This window comes from Spirosoma terrae (assembly GCF_010435915.1).
GTDB classification, from domain to species: Bacteria; Bacteroidota; Bacteroidia; order Cytophagales; family Spirosomataceae; genus Spirosoma; species Spirosoma terrae.
Map to the genome: position 1 here is coordinate 104,471 of NZ_JAAFZH010000001.1, position 19,274 is coordinate 123,744.

At 47.9% G+C, this 19,274-nt stretch carries 17 protein-coding genes and 1 riboswitch; of the genes, 11 read left to right on the forward strand and 6 right to left on the reverse strand.

Annotated features, from left to right (window positions below; translation table 11 throughout):
- Nucleotides 1-11 precede the first annotated feature (11 nt).
- Nucleotides 12-114: riboswitch (TPP riboswitch) on the forward strand.
- Nucleotides 115-163: 49 nt separating this feature from the next.
- From thiM to tenA, 4 genes are all read left to right on the forward strand, one after another.
- Nucleotides 164-970 (forward strand): hydroxyethylthiazole kinase, encoded by an 807-nt coding sequence (gene thiM / locus GK108_RS00410; RefSeq protein WP_163941131.1) that lies wholly within the window; start codon nucleotides 164-166, stop codon nucleotides 968-970.
- The gene (gene thiE, locus GK108_RS00415; RefSeq protein ID WP_163941134.1) at nucleotides 967-1,587 is read left to right on the forward strand and encodes a thiamine phosphate synthase; all 621 of its coding nucleotides are present in this window, start codon (nucleotides 967-969) and stop codon (nucleotides 1,585-1,587) included. The genes thiM and thiE overlap by 4 nt, the downstream gene beginning before the upstream one ends.
- A gap of 77 nt (nucleotides 1,588-1,664) precedes the next feature.
- On the forward strand, nucleotides 1,665-2,471 hold the full coding sequence (thiD, locus tag GK108_RS00420; protein ID WP_163941137.1) for a bifunctional hydroxymethylpyrimidine kinase/phosphomethylpyrimidine kinase: 807 nt from the start codon (nucleotides 1,665-1,667) through the stop codon (nucleotides 2,469-2,471).
- Nucleotides 2,472-2,474: 3 nt separating this feature from the next.
- A complete protein-coding gene (tenA, locus tag GK108_RS00425) occupies nucleotides 2,475-3,125 on the forward strand; it encodes a thiaminase II (RefSeq protein ID WP_163941140.1) in 651 nt (216 codons plus the stop codon).
- A gap of 87 nt (nucleotides 3,126-3,212) precedes the next feature.
- Here the strand turns inward: tenA and GK108_RS00430 are convergent, their stop codons facing one another.
- On the reverse strand, nucleotides 3,213-4,028 hold the full coding sequence (locus tag GK108_RS00430; RefSeq protein WP_163941143.1) for a hypothetical protein: 816 nt from the start codon (nucleotides 4,026-4,028) through the stop codon (nucleotides 3,213-3,215).
- Between the two features lie 159 nt (nucleotides 4,029-4,187).
- Here GK108_RS00430 and GK108_RS00435 point away from each other — a divergent pair, with 159 nt between their 5' ends.
- The gene (locus tag GK108_RS00435) at nucleotides 4,188-4,586 is read left to right on the forward strand and encodes an OsmC family protein (RefSeq protein WP_163941146.1); all 399 of its coding nucleotides are present in this window, start codon (nucleotides 4,188-4,190) and stop codon (nucleotides 4,584-4,586) included.
- Between the two features lie 23 nt (nucleotides 4,587-4,609).
- Here GK108_RS00435 and GK108_RS00440 read toward each other — a convergent pair whose 3' ends face one another.
- The 3 genes from GK108_RS00440 to GK108_RS00450 form a co-directional block, all read right to left on the reverse strand.
- Nucleotides 4,610-6,547: a histidinol-phosphatase gene (locus GK108_RS00440; RefSeq protein WP_163941148.1), complete on the reverse strand. Its 1,938-nt coding sequence runs from the start codon at nucleotides 6,545-6,547 to the stop codon at nucleotides 4,610-4,612.
- Between the two features lie 130 nt (nucleotides 6,548-6,677).
- Nucleotides 6,678-7,787 carry a serine hydrolase domain-containing protein gene (locus tag GK108_RS00445; RefSeq protein WP_163941152.1) on the reverse strand — a complete coding sequence of 370 codons (1,110 nt, stop codon included), beginning with the start codon at nucleotides 7,785-7,787 and terminating at the stop codon, nucleotides 6,678-6,680.
- Nucleotides 7,788-7,892: 105 nt separating this feature from the next.
- On the reverse strand, nucleotides 7,893-8,720 hold the full coding sequence (locus GK108_RS00450; protein ID WP_163941155.1) for a siderophore-interacting protein: 828 nt from the start codon (nucleotides 8,718-8,720) through the stop codon (nucleotides 7,893-7,895).
- 169 nt (nucleotides 8,721-8,889) lie between these two features.
- Here GK108_RS00450 and GK108_RS00455 point away from each other — a divergent pair, with 169 nt between their 5' ends.
- From GK108_RS00455 to GK108_RS00480, 6 genes are all read left to right on the forward strand, one after another.
- Entirely contained in the window at nucleotides 8,890-9,690 is an 801-nt protein-coding gene (locus tag GK108_RS00455; protein ID WP_163941158.1) for a HipA family kinase, read from the forward strand.
- Entirely contained in the window at nucleotides 9,677-10,051 is a 375-nt protein-coding gene (locus tag GK108_RS00460) for a DUF3037 domain-containing protein (RefSeq protein WP_163941161.1), read from the forward strand. Before GK108_RS00455 ends, GK108_RS00460 begins: the two co-directional genes overlap by 14 nt.
- A 49-nt stretch (nucleotides 10,052-10,100) precedes the next feature.
- Nucleotides 10,101-11,396, forward strand: a complete 1,296-nt coding sequence (locus GK108_RS00465; RefSeq protein ID WP_163941164.1) for a serine hydrolase — start codon at nucleotides 10,101-10,103, stop codon at nucleotides 11,394-11,396.
- A gap of 97 nt (nucleotides 11,397-11,493) precedes the next feature.
- Nucleotides 11,494-11,937, forward strand: coding sequence for a DUF1801 domain-containing protein (locus GK108_RS00470; protein WP_163941169.1), 444 nt, complete (start codon nucleotides 11,494-11,496; stop codon nucleotides 11,935-11,937).
- A gap of 59 nt (nucleotides 11,938-11,996) precedes the next feature.
- Complete coding sequence (locus tag GK108_RS00475) at nucleotides 11,997-13,316, forward strand: serine hydrolase domain-containing protein (protein ID WP_163941172.1); 1,320 nt, start codon at nucleotides 11,997-11,999, stop codon at nucleotides 13,314-13,316.
- 116 nt (nucleotides 13,317-13,432) lie between these two features.
- A complete protein-coding gene (locus tag GK108_RS00480) occupies nucleotides 13,433-15,619 on the forward strand; it encodes an alpha-galactosidase (protein WP_163941176.1) in 2,187 nt (728 codons plus the stop codon).
- 28 nt (nucleotides 15,620-15,647) lie between these two features.
- Here the strand turns inward: GK108_RS00480 and GK108_RS00485 are convergent, their stop codons facing one another.
- Both GK108_RS00485 and GK108_RS00490 read right to left on the reverse strand, forming a co-directional pair.
- Entirely contained in the window at nucleotides 15,648-17,633 is a 1,986-nt protein-coding gene (locus tag GK108_RS00485) for a ComEA family DNA-binding protein (protein ID WP_163941178.1), read from the reverse strand.
- Between the two features lie 214 nt (nucleotides 17,634-17,847).
- Nucleotides 17,848-19,146 (reverse strand): hypothetical protein, encoded by a 1,299-nt coding sequence (locus GK108_RS00490; RefSeq protein ID WP_163941181.1) that lies wholly within the window; start codon nucleotides 19,144-19,146, stop codon nucleotides 17,848-17,850.
- Nucleotides 19,147-19,274: the final 128 nt, after the last annotated feature.

Sequence of the window (19,274 nt, forward strand, 5' to 3'; positions counted from 1 at the left end):
CTACCTTTGCCAGACAACTTTAGGGGTGTCGGTACCAAACTGGACCGACTGAGAGTTAAACCCTCATTACCTGATGCAGTTCATACTGCCGTAGGGAAAAGTTACCCGGCAATTGCTTGCCACTCCTCCTAAAGTTGCTGTACATACTTTTGCCAACAGCAACATGTCTCAATCAGCACAATCAATCTGGCAGGACGTAACACAGGTTCGTATCCAGGCTCCGCTTATCCATAACATCACCAATTTCGTGGTGATGAATAATACGGCCAATGCGCTGCTGGCGTTAGGCGCTTCGCCTGCTATGGTGCATGCACCTGAAGAGGTTGAAGAGTTTGTCGCGATCTCCAGCGCCTTGGTCGTCAATATCGGAACGTTGGATGCTACGTTTGTGGAGGGTATGAAACGGGCGATGCGCCAGGCAAAATCGATAGAAAAACCGATCGTTTTTGACCCGGTTGGCGTAGGCGCTACGTCGTATCGGAACCAGGTCAGCGAAGACCTTCTGACGCTGGCTACACCCGACATTATTCGTGGAAATGCCTCTGAAATTATGGCACTGGCCGGGCTTAATGCACAGACCAAGGGCGTTGACAGCCTGTACGGTTCGGATATCGCTTTGTCAGGCGCTAAACGTCTTAGTTCGGTTTGGGGCAGTGTTGTCGTGATCAGTGGCGCTATCGACTACGTCGTTTTCGGCGAGCAGATCGCGTCGATCGCCAATGGCCATCCGCTAATGGCGAAGGTAACCGGAATGGGCTGTACAGCAACGGCACTCACCGGTGCTTTTGCGGCTGTGAACCCTGATTATTTTCAGGCGGCTGTTCATGCGATGGCTGTGATGGGCATTGCCGGGGAAATGGCTGCGGAAAGAAATTTGGCCCCCGGAAGCTTGCAGGTGAACTTTCTGGATGCTCTGTATCAGCTGACAGAACAGGAAATCGAAGCCCGACTTAAACTCTCGTACGCATGAACGGCCTGTATTTGGTAACAGATCGCATCATCACGCAGCAAGCGGGGCATACGGTCGCATTTGTCGTTGAGGAAGCGTGTAGAGCTGGAGTCCGTTGGGTACAGCTCCGCGAAAAAGAGCTGTCGACACGGGCCTTTCTGGAAGCCGCCCGCGAGCTAAAGCAAATTACGCAGGCGTATGGGGCTCGGTTGATTATTAACGATCGTGTCGATATTGCGCTGGCGGTCGATGCCGACGGAGTGCACGTTGGTCAGGATGACATGCCTTATGAGGTAGTCCGTTCGCTAGTCGGCCCCGATAAGCTAATTGGCCTTTCGGTCAATAACATGATCGAGTTACGGGCTGCTTTGGATGACAAGCCAGATTATCTGGGCGTCGCTGCTGTTTTTGCTACGAGTACCAAACTTGATACGTCCAATTTACTCGGTCTGGATGGTCTTCGGGAAATCTGTACCAACACGTCGCTGCCTAGGTTTGCTATTGGTGGTATCAATGCCACCAACATTGGGCAGATCATGCAAGCGGGAGCTACCGGAGCGGCTGTTGTCTCCGCCATTTGCGGCCAGCCATCTCCCTTTGAAGCCACGCGTGAACTTCTTCAACTGATTAGCGAGTAAGTAGCCTGGACGTCTACGTCCGGGTATTGAAAAATCTTGATTACACCCGGACGTGGACGTCCAGCTACCCATAGACCATGAAAACATACGCACGAGCATTAACCATTGCCGGTTCTGACAGTGGCGGTGGGGCCGGAATTCAGGCCGATCTGAAAACGTTTGCTGCACTGGGCTGTTATGGCATGTCTGTAGTGACAGCGTTAACCGCTCAAAACACCCAGGCTGTTACGGGGATTATGCCCGTGCCACCTGCCTTTATTGCTGAACAGATGAAAGCTGTTTTGGGCGATATTGGCGTTGACGCTGTTAAGATTGGCATGCTTCATTCGTCGGAAGTTATTGAGCAGGTTGCCAGAACGCTACGTGAATTTGATGTAACCACAATCGTTCTTGATCCAGTTATGGTAGCCAAAAGTGGAGATAAACTATTGCAGGATGAAGCGGTGGCTGCCCTCAGGGAATATCTATTGCCAATGGTATCCGTTATTACGCCTAATTTGCCCGAAGCCAGCGTACTGTTAGGCCGTCCGGTCGATACGTTCGACGATATGCGTCAGGCGGCTGCCGACCTCGCCCAATTATGTCCGGGCGCTATTTTGGTGAAAGGTGGGCATTTGCATGCGCCCGAAAGCACTGACTTATTGTATCTGTCTCCTACTGAGCAGCATTTGTTTTCATCGGTACGATTTCTCACGAAGAATTCTCACGGAACGGGCTGTACGCTCTCGTCTGCCATTGCTGCCGGTTTGGCGAAAGGCTTATCGACTGTTGAGGCTGTGTCGAATGCGAAAGATTATTTGACTCATGCCTTACAGGCTGGCTCGGTTTATAAACTGGGGCACGGACATGGCCCCGTTCATCACTTTTTCAATACCTGGCAATAAACAATGACGTTTACAGATCAGCTTTGGCAGGACATCAGTCCAATATATGAGTCAATACTGAAGCATGGCTTTGTGGGTGAATTAACAGAAGGCGCTTTACCCACGGCTATGTTTCAATATTACATCCAGCAGGATGCGCTTTATCTGGCCGATTTTAGCCGGGCGCTGAGTTTGCTGGCTGCACGGTCGGTTAATACAGACGATGTGCTTCAGTTTACGCAGTTTGCTCAGAATGCTATTCTAGTAGAACGGGCCCTGCATGAGACCTATTTTGCGTTGTACGACATTCAGCCAGGAACGGCTAAAATGCCGGCCTGCTTTGCGTATACCAATTTCCTGCTGGCCACTACGTCGCTTCAGTCGGTGGCTGTAGGCGCGGCTGCGGTTCTGCCCTGTTTCTGGATCTATCGCGAAGTGGGGAAGTACATCTATCAGCGTGCTGTTCGCGAAAATCCGTATCATGCCTGGATTGATACGTATGCAGGGGAAGCGTTCGACGAATCCGTCAATCTGATGCTGGCGATTACGGATCGGCTGGCCGATGCTGCGGGCGCGTTTGAACAAGGCTTAATGCGGGATGCTTTTCGCACATCAAGCCAATTGGAATGGTATTTCTGGAACGATGCGTATACCCAGAATCGCTGGCTGGTCTGAATAGGCTAGTGAACAGGGAATTGATTTATATAACAATCGCCAGTCCGCACCGGACTGGCGATTGTTACTGTAAGTTGTATCGATAAATTATTGATAGATAAACTCCCGTATGCTTCTTGGCGAAGGTTCTGTATTCGCGATTACAAATTCCCGAATGGGGCGGCCTTGTTTATCCGTGTCATACGAGTAGACAAAGACATTGGTATCGGACGCTGAAGACTTCGTATCCGTCGTAACTAATGTTTGTTTGGTTAATAAATTTTTACTTTGCTGCCCTCGGAAAGTCAGCGGGGAAGGGAGACCGGGTTTTGTCAGGTCATACTCATACGTATTACGTTGCACGCTACCTGAGTTAAAGACCGTTTCCCTGGCCACCACATTTCCATCCTTTATGGTATAGGTATCTTGCTGATTATTCCCTCTGTATCGGATCAGATAACCATCTTCGTTGTAGACGTACTCATCGGGACCCTCATTTCCTTTGATATAGCCTCTTTCGTTTAACAGCAGGATATTCAGCATGTCTTTGTTCTCTGAATTTCGGTACCGTTGCGTTAGGTCGGGTGTATATTGATAGGACAGTTCTTCCCACCAATTGCTGTTGTTTCGGGCTGTAGTTGTCTGACGAGTCAGGCGATTTTGCGAATCGTACTCATATGTATTTTTTAGCTGCCAGCTTATTGTCAATTGACTGCCATTGAGCGTCACCCTTGTTTCTCCATTACTGGTTGCATAGTAATTGGTTATTTGAATGATCGGGCTCAGTTTACTGACTTCCGATTTACCTGATTCGACGAGCGAAGACGTCTGTGAGCCAGAAGACGCAGGAGTAATAGTATTTTCAGGGCTGGAGCAAGCGGTCAATATCGCTGATGAGATGACCAGCAAAACAGTTGTTTTCATACAGTAGAGTTAAGGAAATAAAGCCATTAGTGCAAATATAGGTTTGTGGCTGAATCGTTAAGAAAAAGTTTCTTTAGTGGACTTTCACGGTTGTCTAATAAGCTTTTAGTGTTAACTAGTTGGATATTAGTAGCTCACGACCGGTAGAAGCCCAAGAACATGGAAATTTCTGCGACTATAAAAAACTCGTTCAATCATAACGAAGTGGTGGTTGAAACAGATGGTAATTCGAAAACCCTCCAGATTTCATCAAGGATTACTGGCTATGGCTCCTCTGTAAATGGGGGCGAGTTCCTGCTTTTAGGGTTAGCCACCTGCTTTTGCAATGATATTTATCGGGAGGCCGCCAAACGGAATATCGTTGTGTCAGACGTTACGGTTGTCTGTACAGGCGAATTTGGGGCTGAAGGAGAGCCGGGAACCAACTTTCGCTATACAGCCACTGTGGTGTCGGAAGCATCGGAAGCAGAAATCGATGATCTGATAAAACACACCGATCGGGTGGCAGAAATCCACAATACCTTGCGAAAAGGGCTGGACGTTACGTTGATTCAATAAAAAAGCGGCTACGTTCTATCCAGTTAACGATTCTGTTTTAGCAGAAAATCCCGCGCCAGCTCTAACTGGTCAGTACTAATAAAATCGACGCCAGCCTCCCGAAGTTTTGCCCAAACCTGTGGATCTTCGGGACTTGCCCAAAGCCGAAGTTTTTTGCCTTCCTGATGCGTTTTGTCTACCAGTTGACGTATTTTTTGAAATTCACTAGCGGGTATGTCGCCTTTGCCTCGCCAGGCTAGCTGATTCTGATACGCGTCGCTGATGATAGGCATTATAGTTTGCTTATAACCTTTCCCTAAATCATTGGGGCGGCCATCTACGGCCAGCAGACGACTTTTGGCTTTGGTGAGCGCTTGTAAAGGTCGGTTGCCAGAAAGAACAACAGTTAGCAAGCGTTGACCCTTGAGAGTTAGCAGAGACTGATATCGGGTAATCAGCTTTTCCATAGCACGATACGTACTATCCGCCTGCGTCTTAACATCGATCATCAGATAAAATGGGCCTTTGTAGCCAGCCAGAACCTGGCCGTTATTCTGGCGAATCCGCTCCGCCAGTGGTTTGAGGTAGAGATTCTCAAGGGAAAGTTCTGGGCGTTTGATGGATGGCCATTCATGCGCTACGTATAACGTATCGTCAAGCAGATGTACGTCGGCTTCTATGCTCGTAAAGCCATTGTCCAGCGCATCCCAGAGTGGTCTCGATTGTTCGTAATCATTATGTGCGTGAGCATTAGGTAACGGCACTACGTTGGCTACTGGCGTTGGCGGAATGGATTGCGCTATTGGCTGAGTCCAGGCAGTTTCGACGGCATCTTCGGGTCGCCCGCTCTGGATGTACGGATTGTATTTAGGTTTACTGGAGATAATTTTTGCACGAATCAATAACAGATCGTTCGTCAGGGTAAAAGAAGCCGTGGTATCGGAAACCTCACGGAGTAGCTCGGCCTGCTGTGCGCCTTTGCGAATGCCGAAGAACTGAATTTTGTAGGTTATTTTCGGTTCGGGTTTTACGTCGATACGTAGCGTATTGCCTTGCTGAGGGAGCTGTTTCAACGTAACGCCGGATGTCGAGTAGAATCGTCCGGCTTCCATGGCTTCAATAAGGGCTTTTGGTGTCAATTCCGGTGCATTGACCATTACCCAGGCCCGGCCAGAATTACTGAATGTTGGGCCGAAAAAGTAATAATGATGGCTATCGTCGGTGCCCAGTCCATACATTAGCGGGCGGCCCTGCTGAATGAAATGATGATTGATTTTGTCCCACATCGCTTCGGTGCCTTCGCGGGTGCTATCGCCGTAGTTATTCACCAGCGGATGCCCGTTGAAAACCTCGAAAAAGCGTTCGTAGCGAAGCTTCATCAGATCCTGAGCCGTAATGGCATAGTAGAAATTGGGATGATTGATATGCGGAAACATCGGTTGACGCGTCTGACGACGTTGGGCAACCACCAGATCGATGTTGTTCTGCATGACCTCGGCAACGCTGTTGCCCGGTTGAGGTCGAATCAGGTTCTGTACGTTTGTTACGTTGATGTGAATTGGCTTACCCTGATAGCCGGTTGATAATTCTTCGCTCTTGATAATCAGGAATTTTTCGGGCTCTTCGAAATGGCTGCGGTATTCCTCCAGCTTTTTGAGCCGAACTTTGAGGGAGTCGTTCGGCCCCTTTTGATACGTTACCCAATCAGGCCCGAAGTTGCGTAAGTAACGGTCGAACGTTTGCCGACGATCTTTCTGCTTAGGAACATTCACCCATTTTTCGACATCCTGAATAATATTATGATCGGAGAGGCCAACGAAATTATATCCGTTGGCCTTGTACCAGTCCATAATCATCTCGGGATAATCGTCGCCGTCGCTCCACAGCGAATGTGTATGAAGATTGCCTTTGTACCAGTGCTGGGCCTGCGCTGCAGGAGCCAGAACAAGCCACAATACGATCAGGACGTAACGGTTTTTCATGGAAACAGGCGGGTTTATACGTAGCAAAAGGCTACGTCATAAAAGTACCGCTTGTTTCCAGAAGTTCTTTCACTGCCCGTATTACTGAATTATTTCCTTTGCCTTCTAGCGACGTAACGCCGTTTGGCGGCTACTCAATGAATGTTTCAAGCGTTTTCAGCAGCTCGGCCTTCTTTTCGTGCGCGTTATTGCAAAGCAGAATAATGGTTTTGTCTGCATCAATGAAGCGCATAATCTGCGTTTTGTATCCCGGATTATCGCCGTCGTGCCAGACTACTTTACCCAGTTTAGGATTTTGTTTCACTTCCCAGCCAAATCCGTAGTGCGTCAATGAACCATCGTTAAGGGTTGCAACGGTAAACGCATCATTCAGGGTTTGCTGGCTAACGAGTTTATTGGTATACAAGGCCCGATCCCATGTCAATAAGTCGTCAGCTGTTGAGCTAATACGGCCCGGTCCCTTCCGGTTGCCCAACCAAATGGCGTAGTTGAACTGAGGAAATGAGTCGGCCCGGACGTAGCGTTTTTTGTCTGGTACGTACATATATCCCCAGGCCATGTCTGGCAACTTGATTTTATCTTCCTTCGTGCGAATATCCGTATGCGTCATCCCGACGGGTTTGAATATCCGTTCCCGGCAAAATTCAATGAAGTCCTGGCCCGACGCTTTCTCGGCAATACTGGCCAACAGCATGTACCCCGTATTGCTATAGGTGTATTTTTCGCCCGGTTCAAAAAGTTTGGGCGGATGATATTTTATCAGATAAGCAATATTGTCGGCGTTGTTGGCCACTTTGGTTTTATCCCAGTGTTTGTCCATAACGTCCTGATAGTCCGGTAAGCCGGACGTATGGTTAAGCAAATGACGAATTGTTACGCCTGGGTAAGGAAGCCCCGGAATGTATTTGTCGACCGGGTCATCATAGTTCAGTTTACCATCCTGACGTAGCATCATAATGGTCATGGCAGTAAATTGCTTCGAGACGGATGCCAGTTCGAAAATGGAGGAGGTCGTTAATGGGTATTTCGTGTCGATATTCTTATAGCCGAATGCTTTCTGATAGATAGGCATACCCTTGTCGGCAATGAGTACAACACCGCTAAAATCGGGGACACTGGCGAAGAGAGAATCTACTTGTTCTTCCAGTGAATTATCGGCGCGGCTTTTAGGACGGCTACAGGCAACAAAAAGAAAAGTCAGACAGGCTAAGAGCGTAAATAAACAGTGAACTAATTTCATAGGCAGCAAAAAGTAGAGAACCTACGAAAAATAGACATTCTCAGCCTATTATACCGCCAACGAAATAATATTCTTATCTAGCTCCTGCGATGTATGTGTTTTGTCCTATTGATTTGCTTCCCGATGGCGCATATCGTGGTAGGCGTCTTCATCCAGTCCAAGTTTCCAGTAAGCTGCCACATGGAGTTCATGCTGAGCGAGTTGGTGGCGGATGCGGAGGTAGCTGCGAATTTGTTTTGCCGCCGACGACTCAGTAGCTACCCAGATAAATCGTGTTTGAGAAAGACCATCGGGAATAGCTGCCGCCCGGATCGCATCGTCCAGTAAACTACTCTGACCCGCTTCGACCCCATTACGGTGTAGCCAATGAAGCTCAATAGCAGCCTCGTACTGAATGGTTTGTTCTTCCGTGGCATCCGGAACCTCAATAAACGCTAGTCCTCTGGCAGAAGCTGGAAGTTGTTCCAGAATAGCGCCAATGGCTGGTAAAGCCGTCTGATCTCCCGCCAGCAAATACCAGTCGGCTTCCCGATACGGTACACCACCTCGCAGGGCTAGTCCCAGGTAGTGACCAATTGCTACGTTGGTAGCCCAGGCCGATGCGGGACCCTCATCGCCATGAAGAACAAAATCAATGTCTACTGCGCCGGTTTCGGGTTGGAAAGAGCGTACGGTATACGTTCGTACAATCGGTCGACTTTCTTCTGATGGTGGTAGTGGCTGTCCGTTGGCATCGAACGTGGGTAGAGCTGGTTTCTCCTGGCCCGGAGCCGGGAGAAGAATCTTAAGATGAACACCGGGAATTAATCCCTGCAGACCAATCAGCCCCTCACCAGCCACCTTGATCCGACGCATGTGTGGGGTGATATCAGTAAACGCGACAACCCGAACTAATTCGAGAACAACCTGCCTTGTTGGTCTGCCCTGAGACATGGTAGTATAATTTCTAATTTAGAATAACTATAAATGAATAGTGCCGAATGTACGCACAACTCATAAATCCCGCATTTCGATCCAGTTTTCCTGATATTTATCTCTAATTTTCCGGTCAAAGCTGGCAACGAGCGTCGTTCCGGTATATGTTAACCTACTGAATTCGCTAATGGCGATTGATAATCAACCTGAGCTTAGAACGGTTACGGTGACACGCTACGGTAAACCGTTACGGGAGGGCGGGTCATTACCGGCTCTTGTGGAGGCCGACGACGATTTTTTATACGTACTGAAATTCCGGGGTGCCGGTCAGGGTACCAAAGCGCTTATTGCTGAACTGATAGCGGGCGAAATTGCCCGGACGCTTGGCCTGCGTATTCCTGAAATTGTTTTTGCTACGCTCGATGCCGCCTTCGGACGTACCGAACCCGACGAAGAGATTCAGGATTTACTTCGGGCGAGTGAAGGGCTAAATCTGGCGCTACACTATTTATCCGGTGCTATTACGTTCGATCCGGTCATTAATGATGTTGATGCCCGACTGGCCTCGCAGATTGTATGGTTGGATGCCTTCGTTATGAACGTAGACAGAACGGCACGTAACACCAACATGCTGATGTGGCATAAAGAGTTGTGGCTGATCGATCATGGGGCCGCGCTCTACGTTCACCATACAGGACCTGACTGGCCCGAATCGAGTCGACGGCCATTTGCACAAATCAAAGATCATGTGCTGCTGCCGTGGGCTACGGAGCTGGATGCGGTGGATGCTGATTTTCGAAAACTCCTTACGTCAGAACGTATTCAGGCTATTATTTCGCTGATTCCAGACGATTGGTTTACCGACCGATCAATAGCTGAATCGCCTGATACGTTACGGCAGATATACGCCCAGTTTTTAGAAACCCGGCTCGCTTCATCAGAAATTTTTGTCAACGCAGCAAAGGAGGCCCGAAATGCACGTGTATGAGTACGCCGTAATCCGGTTTATGCCGCGCGTCGACCGGGAAGAGTTTTTGAACGTTGGTGTTATTCTGTATTGCCGCGAACAAAAGTTTTTACAAACGTTATTTGACCTGAATGCTGATCGACTACGTGCTTTTTTCCCTAACCTGGATACGGAAGAATTAGAGGGACGCCTGCTGGCTTTTCAGCGCATCTGTACTGGCCGGGCTGAAGGTGGTACGATTGGCTGTCTGCCAATTGCCGAACGCTTTCGCTGGCTGACCGCAACACGTAGCACGGTGGTACAAACATCACCGGTGCATCCCGGTCTGTGCGTCGATGCGAAAGAGACGCTGGAGCGACTTTTCAACGAGCTGGTCTTGTGAAGCCTGGTTGTATTTGTGATTTTAGCGCTTCTTTGCCATATTCAGCGCTATGCAACGGTTTACCAAACTCTTTCTAAGCGCTTTTCTGCTTGCGGCTGTCTGTTGTTATGGGCAGCCGCGAACAGATGCTTTCCTGGCTACTCTTCTTTCGGGAAACAAGAATTCTATTTTTCAGGAAGTAATTCGACATCCTGATACGTATCGCCTTCAGATCATTTATACCCAGATCAATCGGGATAAGCATAACAAGCCCTCGTTTACGAACTACTATTTCAATGTAGACAGCACCAATTATTTCAATCCGGCCTCTATCGTAAAACTGCCTCTGGCGCTGCTGTCGCTGGAAAAACTGAATCATCTGAACAAACCGCAGGTGACAAAATATACGGCTGTGCAGTTTGACAGCGCTTATAGCGCACAGACCAGAGAATGGCGCGACGAAACTTCCGAAACGGGCTATCCATCTATTGCCCATTTCATTAAAAAAGCTTTTCTGGTCAGTGAAAACGATCCCTACAGCCGAATGTACGAGTTTGTCGGCCAGGGCGAGATTAACTGTTCGCTACACGAAAAGGGATACCTGGATACTCGGATCACCCATCGATTTGTACGGATGACGGCCGACGAAAACCGGCATACAAATCCAGTACGGTTTATTCAGCCGGACGGAAAATCAATTTATGCTCAACCGGCTGCGTATAATCAGGACCCGTTTGATTTTAGCCGAACGGCCAAACTCGGTAAAGGGTATTATCTGAGGGATAGTCTGGTGAAGCAGCCTTTCGATTTCACCGAACGGAACAAAATGCCGCTCGAAACCTTTCAGCAAATCCTGCAAACGGTTATGTTCCCGAATTCGGTTCCGGCGAAACGGCGGTTTACGTTGACGGCCGATGATTATAAACTGCTCTATCAATATTTGTCGCAGTACCCCGGCGAAACCAATTACCCCAAATACGACCCCAGGCAGTATTACGACAGCTACGTCAAATTCTTCTTCATGGATAGTACGCATCATCAGATGCCGGAAGGCGTTCGGGTGTTCAATAAAGTTGGCTGGGCGTACGGCTTTCTGACTGATGCGTCATACGTAGTGGATTTTAAAAATAAGGTCGAGTATATGCTGACAGCTACCCTCTACGTCAACAGCGACGGAATTCTGAATGACGACAAATATGAGTATGATAGCATTGGTCATCCATTCTTATACCAACTCGGTCAGACGATTTATCAATACGAGCAGAAACGAAAGCGAAAGTATATTCCTGACTTAGAGAGCTTCAGGATTCAGTATGAGAAGAGACGTGCCGATGGCAGACCTGTTGTGAATGACGTTGATAATTAGAAAATGGGTACTATTTCAGTTTAATATTAGTACATGACCAAAAGCTAAACTGAGCCCTGGCAAAGTAAAACTGGTAACCCAAAATGACATTTCGCTTATGAACGCAGAGGAGCAAATTGACAGCTATATTAGTAGCCAGGCTGAGCCCAAACGCAGCGATATGCAAGTATTACACAAGCTCATTCTGCAAGTAATGCCAGCCTGTAAGCTATGGTTTCTGGATGGTAAAAACAGTGAGAATAAAACCGTTTCTAATCCTATCATCGGCTATGGATTACGTACTATAAACTATGCCGATGGAAAAACCAGAGCATTTTATCAAATTGGTATGAGTGCGAACACAGGCGGAATCTCAGTCTACATTCTTGGTATTGAAGATAAGAAATACTTAGCCCAGGCGTACGGAGAAAAACTCGGCAAAGCGAGCGTGAGTGGTTACTGTATTAAGTTCAAAACGCTAAAAGACATTAACATAGCTATACTTGAAGCTGCCATACGTTATGGCATTGAGGCTACAAGTGAGCATCAAAAGGTAAACTGAGCTATTGACGTAATTAAGTTTTAAAGCATTTACGATAACTGAAGATTTCTCCGAGAATTATGGTACTTCTATCTAGCCTCCGTACGATTTTTCTGGTGGGCATAACGGCAACATGCCTGTATGCGCAAACGGCCACCAAAGTAGTTGCCCCGGTTTTAACGACGGCCAACCCCGAATCGGCCGGATTCTCAGCGGAACGGCTTAATCGTGTCGATGGTCTGATTCAGTCGTACATTGATAAAGGCGCCTTTCCGGGCGTAGCAGCCATTGTAGTAAGGAATGGCAAGATTGTTTACCATAAAGCCTTTGGTAGATCGGATATGGACGATAAGAAACCGCTGAGCAAGGATGCTATTTTTCGGATCGCTTCCATGACCAAGGCCATTACATCGCTGGCGGTGATGATGCTTCACGAAGAAGGCAAAATCATGCTCGACGACCCAATCAGCAAATACGTTCCTGAGTTTGCCAAGCCGGTCGTGCTTGATACGTTCAACGAGAAAGACAGTACGTATACAACCGTTCCGGCCAAGCGCGAAATAACAATACGTCATCTGCTAACGCATACCTCGGGGCTCAATTACAACGTCATTGCCAGCGATCCCCGGATGCGGGCAATTTATACGAAAGCGGGTGGTATCCCCGATGCTTTTGTTACGCAGAACTATACGCTGGGCGAAATGGTCAAAAAGCTGGCCAAACAACCACTCAACCACCAGCCGGGCGAAAAATGGACGTATGGCCTGAATACCGATGTGCTGGGCTATTTAGTAGAGGTTATATCGGGAGAGTCGCTGAATCAATTTTTTCAGAAACGCATTTTTGAACCGCTGGGCATGAAAGACACGCACTTCTATTTGCCCGATGCGAAGAAAGACCGGCTGGCGAAACTCTATTCAGAAGACAAAGATAAAAAGCTGGTAAAAACCGAAACGATCAAAACGCTGCCGGTTAATCCTGATTACCCCATCACTGGCGCAAAGACGTATTTTTCGGGTGGCGGAGGTTTATCCAGTACTGCCTACGATTATGCTATTTTTCTGCAAATGCTGCTGAATAACGGCGTTTATAACGGAAAAAGGCTATTAAGTCGGAAAGGCGTCGATCTCTTTACCAGCACGAATCAAACGGACGCTTTATTCCCGACGGCTGGCAATTACTTTAGCCTGGGGTTCGAAGTTATTGGCGAGAAAGGCCATTCAAAAGATCTGAACAGTATTGGTACGTTCTCGTGGGGAGGAGCTTTCAGTACGCACTATTTTGCCGACCCGAAAGAGAAGATTTGTGTCGTACTGATGAAACAAATGTGGGGCTCGTCGTTTGGTGGGGAGCTTGATAGAAAATTCGACGTACTGGTTTATCAGGCTCTGGACGAGTAAAAGCTATCTGGGCTTTCTAAAGCCGAAACGTGCTAAAAATTAAGTAGGGTAGTAAATATACATTAGACATTTTTTGAGTGCTTGGTTTCGCAATCTGTTTGCATAATTAGTTGAGAATGAAACGTATTGCTACGCTGTTCTGCTGCTGGCTTTTTACATCTTTTGTCTTTGGTCAGACCCAGTATCTTCCGGTTTATAAACCAACTGTTTTTGATAAGGATTGGCTGGTGACCCCTGTTTTACAAAAAGCTGGCGTTTATCAGGCTAACGGTGGCAAAGACCTGGTTTTGGCAAATGGTTTGATCGTGCGTCGCTTCCGTATTAGCCCCAACCTGGCCATGGTCGATTACCAAAACCTGACCACAGGCGAACAGCTTGTGCGTTCAGTTCGGCCCGAAGCGGTGCTGATGATCGATGGCCAAAAATACCAGGTTGGGGGACTGTATGGCCAGAAAGAGCATGCGTATCTGCGCGAAGAATGGATCGATGGATTTACGGCTAATCCGGCCGATTTCCAGTTCAGGACATTTGCTGTTTCGCCGATAATACCATTTGTCCATTGGCAATCCCGCACCTGGACGTCGAATCATAAGCAACCAACGGGGCAGGAGCTGACCTTGCTGTTCAGTTCGAACGTACCAGCGCTGAAAGACATAACCGTAACGGTTCATTACGCACTGTACGATGGTATTCCGGCTTTGTGTAAATGGGTGACGGTTCAGAACAAAAGCACGAAAACGATACGTATCGATCAGGTTGTCAACGAGCTTCTGGCGGTTCCGGAGGAGGAGTCGGCGGTGGTGGGAAAACCGGATCAGATGAAGAAGCCACAACGGATTTACATCGAGAACAACTTTGCTTTCAACAACTCGATGCGCTACGATTTATCGGATCAGGCCACGCACTGGAAAACGGATTCGCTCTACACATCACAGGTAAATTACAACTATGAAACGCCCTGCGTACTGGAAGTGTATCCGACGCTCGGAGTAGGTATTGATCTGGAGCCCAACCAAACTTACACGTCGATTCGATCATACGAGTTACTACTTGATTCGTATGATCGGGAACGTAACGGACTGGCGCGTCGGCGGTTTTACCGGACTGTTATTCCCTGGACTACGCAGAACCCGATTTTTATGCATCTGATCAGTACCGATCCGCCCACGGTACGTAGCGTCATTGATCAGTGTGCGGAAACAGGTTACGAAATGGTCATTCTGAGCTTCGGTAGCGGTCTGAACATGGAGGATACAAGTGCCGCCAATATCGCCAAGTTCAAAACCCTGGCTGACTATGCTCATAGCAGAGGTATTCTTCTGGGGGGGTACTCCTTGTTCAGTAGCCGCCGAATAGATGATGAAACCGACGTAATTGATCCAAAAACGGGCTTGCCCGATAAAGGTGCTTTCTTTGGGCATGCACCCTGTCTGGCCAGCCGATGGGGAATTAATTACCTGAAAAGTCTGAAAAAGTTTATCACCGAAACCGGTTTCGATCTGCTCGAGCACGACGGGCCCTATCCCGGCGATGTCTGTGCATCAACCAAACATCCGGGCCACAAAGGGTTACAGGATTCGCAATGGGTGCAGATGGAAATGCAGAAAGGTTTCTATCGATTCCTGAGCGAGAAAGGTGTGTATATCAATGCGCCCGACTGGTATTTTATGGACGGTACCAACAAGATAGCGCTGGGCTATCGGGAGGTTAATTTCTCGCTGTCGAGAGAGCAGCAGAAGATACTTAACCGGCAGAATATCTTCGACGGTACATGGGAAAAAACGCCAGCGATGGGATGGGGCTTTGTTCCGCTCACAAAGTATCAGGGAGGTGGCCCCGAAGCGGTGCTGGAGCCCCTTAGCGATCATCTGGCCGACTACGAACAACTCATGATGCAGTACTACGGAGCTGGTGTTCAGGCATGTTACCGAGGCCCACGCTTATACGATACCGACAAAACGAAAGAGACTGTCAAGCGGGTTATAAGCTGGTACAAAAAATACCGTAAGATTTTAAATGCAGATGTTGTCCACCTGCGCAGGCCCGACGGGCGCGACTGGGACGGGATTATGCATATTGAACCTACGTTGCCCGAAAAAGGATTGGTGATGCTCTACAATCCGTTAAAAACTAAAATAATTCGAACAATCACTTTGCCATTGTATTATACCGGACTACGTAACAAAGCAACAGTCCGAAGAGGAGAGGGGCCGGCGAAAACGTATTCGCTCAGCAGAAATGATGATCTCAAACTAACCGTTGAGTTAGAGCCTGAAAGCTATGGATGGTGGGTTATTGAGTAATGGAGATGTGTTGCGAAACCAAGAGAATCTAAAACCGCCACCGTGTCTGAACCTTTATCTCTGACTTATGAGGGGCGTCAATCTGATCCAGGCCAGACCCAACAGTGGTTTGGTTCGTAAGGTCAGTCCTGGCCCAGCGCACCCAGGTAGTCAAGTGCCGATTCCAGTTATATTGCGCAATCAGATAATGCCTGACACCGTGATTGAAATAGGCCGGAAATGAAAACGCATAGAGCACATCACGCTCATAAACGTATTGGCGGCTATCGTAATCATCTGTACCAAATAGGGCAATGCGGCCACTCACACTAAATCGGCGTAGGTCTAACGTAGCGTCCTGTACAAAAGCTACTCCTTTGGAAGCTGACTGACCAGCATAGGCAAAACTTCCCCACTGCATGCGTGACCGAAGCGATAGCGTACGTATTGGTTTGTACTCAGCGTTGAGGGCAATAGACCGACGCGTTGTTCGAACCACTTCTTTGGGGTTACTACCAGGTCGGTTCTTCTCTTTATGCTCTTCGTGGTAGATCCCATAAAAAGCGGTTTGCCTGTTTGGGGTGTATCGCCCCTGCACTAGATAATCAAACCCATTCGATGGTTTATCGACCAGATATTTTAGCCAGGGAAAACGATAGTAATCGAAAAAGCTGCTGATTGTTAGTTTTCGATAGATGCTGTATTTAAGTCCCAGATACGCACCCGTTTCATTGATGGTTCGGCTACCTTCGCTAAATCCATTACTATAAAAACTATGGAAATTTTTGTCGTAGTGACGTAGCACGACCGCCATATCCACCTTTTTCGTCAGGCTGGCCAGTGTGCCTGCTACTGCGCCAATACCGCCTGAGTAGGTTTGTGAGCCACTACTCCGCGCGATTTCACTAAAGAAATTCAAGTTTCGCCAAACATAGCCTCCGTGTATGCCTACAACCAGATTTTGTTTGCCTGTAAACTCGTATTGATTATACGGTAGGTCGCGTTTTTGGTAATAGGTATTGAACGTAGTACTTAACAGTGTTAACCCAATTTGCCTATTCTTTTGGTTATGGTATAGTACATGGGCACCAATGTTTGTTTCCAGTAAACTTCCCTGATCATCTCGCTCAGATTGAGTGCGGTGCAGGCCCGATGTTTGTAAAGAAGTCGCTATAATGCCTTGATATGAGTCGTTTGCGATGTTTGCATCTCGCCGGTTTTGGGAAACTAACAGTGTGAGGTCAATGGTAGACCGTAGCGCGTATGTAGCCGTTCCTCCCCTAAAATAGCCATACTCGGTTAATGAGGTGTAAGGGCGAGCACCGATGTTAGGCCTTCTGACGGTTTGAACAGTCTCTGCGCTTTTACCCAGCACAAATCCGGCCGATAGTATTAATCCTTGCCCGATCTGAAGTTGATAGTCGCCTAGCAAAATACTTCGCCAGCGTCCACGATTCTGCAGTTGAGCGTGAAAAGATACGTAGTCGACTCCATGTCGGCGGGACGCGGGTTGCCAACCCATCACTTCGCCCGGGTCCTGTTCCAGCGTTAGTCCCAGACTAAATGCTCGTGGTCGGCTATATCGGTAGCGCGCATACCATTGTTGCGGATTCCCCACATAGCGAGTGGGGAGTTTTCCATTCTTATCTGGCGTTGCTGAGGCAAAGCCTCTCTGCTGTTCTAAAAGCTGCTCGTACCGTAAAATGACGTAATGGTCGGTAGGCGTAGCCAATTTAGTCAGTAGACGCCCTCCCGCTGAAACGGTTATGAATGGTAATAGCCGACGGATAGTTGGCAGATCGAAATCGGGTATAGCCTGAAGTTCATAAACCGAGAGCAGATCACCGTACTCGTTTCGGTAAGCGTTCAGGCTATTTAATTGTCGTTCATTGAGCAGATATGTCGCTGCTAACTCATCGCGGGTAGCTGTATTGATGTCAAGCGGGTTTGCATATAGCTGCGTTAGCGCATCATAAACAGCTTGATAGTCTATACCCTCTGTCTGGACAGGGAATAAATCCTGTATATAGTGCATGACGGCGTCTGTTGAACCGTCGGTAGGCCTTGTTGATCGGCTGCTCTGTGCTATAGCAAGATTACTGATAAGAAATCCGCAGAAACTCAGACAGTAGATGATACGCAAAGTAGCCTGATTTTAAGGTTAAGTACTCGTTCTCAACTCATCCCCATTGGACGGCAAAGAATCAGTTAAGTAACCTAAAATCAGAAAAAATATAAATGCTGTTTGCCTATGAAAAGCGTCGTTTTAGAATTTCAACCAGTTCGCTGACTTCATCACTGCTCATATCCCATAAGTACTGCGACGCATAGCGGTACGAAATCAGATCGAGCGCCTGACCATAATTGTTGAGCGTATCGATTTCTTCAATAGCCTGATTGTAAGCTGCTGAACTACCGTTGAATAGCTGGTTGATAAACCGGAATTTCTGATTAAGAGAAATGCTTCGGGCAATACTTTCAATCGGAGCGCGGTGGAATGTTTCGGCAACCGTTACGGGTTCTGCTGAATTGCTTTCGCGGAGTTTATCGTTCAGGGTTGGCGCTGCTTCTGTAGGTACAGTTAAATTGTCTGTCTGGTTTACGGTCGGCTGAGTGATGCTACCCGTTTGAAGTTGAGAGGGTTGGCTGATTGGGGCTACAGGTTCTGGCCCTGACCCTGAGCTACTACCAAGAAACATAGGACCGCTCGCACTAGAGTCATCCATTGGGGCAGGTGTTGGATCGGGTTGGGGCGGGATAGCTGGACGTGTCGTTTCAGAAACGGCTCCTTCGTGCTTTGATTGATCGTCTTCTGCTACGTTGTTCGTAAGCGGAACTAGCGGAGCAGGAGGAACTGCTGACTCGGTAATCGTGTCGAAGAAAGATCGCCCTGGGGCTGGGGGAATATTATCGGGAACATGACTGCGTAGAAGAGCCGATACGTCCATCGGCACTTTCTCAGAGAACAATGAAACAAACTTATCGTAGTGCTCGATCTCATGCCCACGCTGAGTCAGAACTTCGTCAAGATAAGTTAAAGCCTGATTTACATAGATGAATGGTTTGCCATTCATTCGTTGCGTGATATGGGCTGGAATAAACTGATTGATTTTGGTATAACGCGTAATTTGCCGGAGCGCCGACGCTGTGAGGGTAAACTCGGGCTGACTACGTAGTACATCATCGAAATAAGCCCTCGGATCAAAAATCAATGTAATGGTTCGCCGGATTGCATCAGCGAGTAAGGGCTCCAGGTGTTCACGACGTACTGAAATATGTTGCGATACTACGTTCATGAAGTTCTGTAAAGCCTCCTGAACATCAGCGTTGGTAAAGTCAAAAAAGGGACTACGGAATTTTTCGGCATCGGCTTGCCATTTGTCGGACAGTGTGCTAATAACCAGTAGGTTGATCTGGTTGATGGGGGTTAGTGACAGAATTTGCTGGCCATTAATTGTCGTATGCTGTTGATAAAAATCGGCGGCTACACGACGGGCATAGGACTTGCTATATTCAGTAAGGGCGTTGGCGTTGAACTTGTTCGACATTAGGAAAAGCCTTTCTTTTGTATAAAGATAAAATTTTCGGACACAAACCGCTTTTTGCCCGAAAAAAAAGTAAAAAGTGGTTGGGGCAGTGTAAATTAAAACTTGGATCGAAATAGTATCTATCCAAT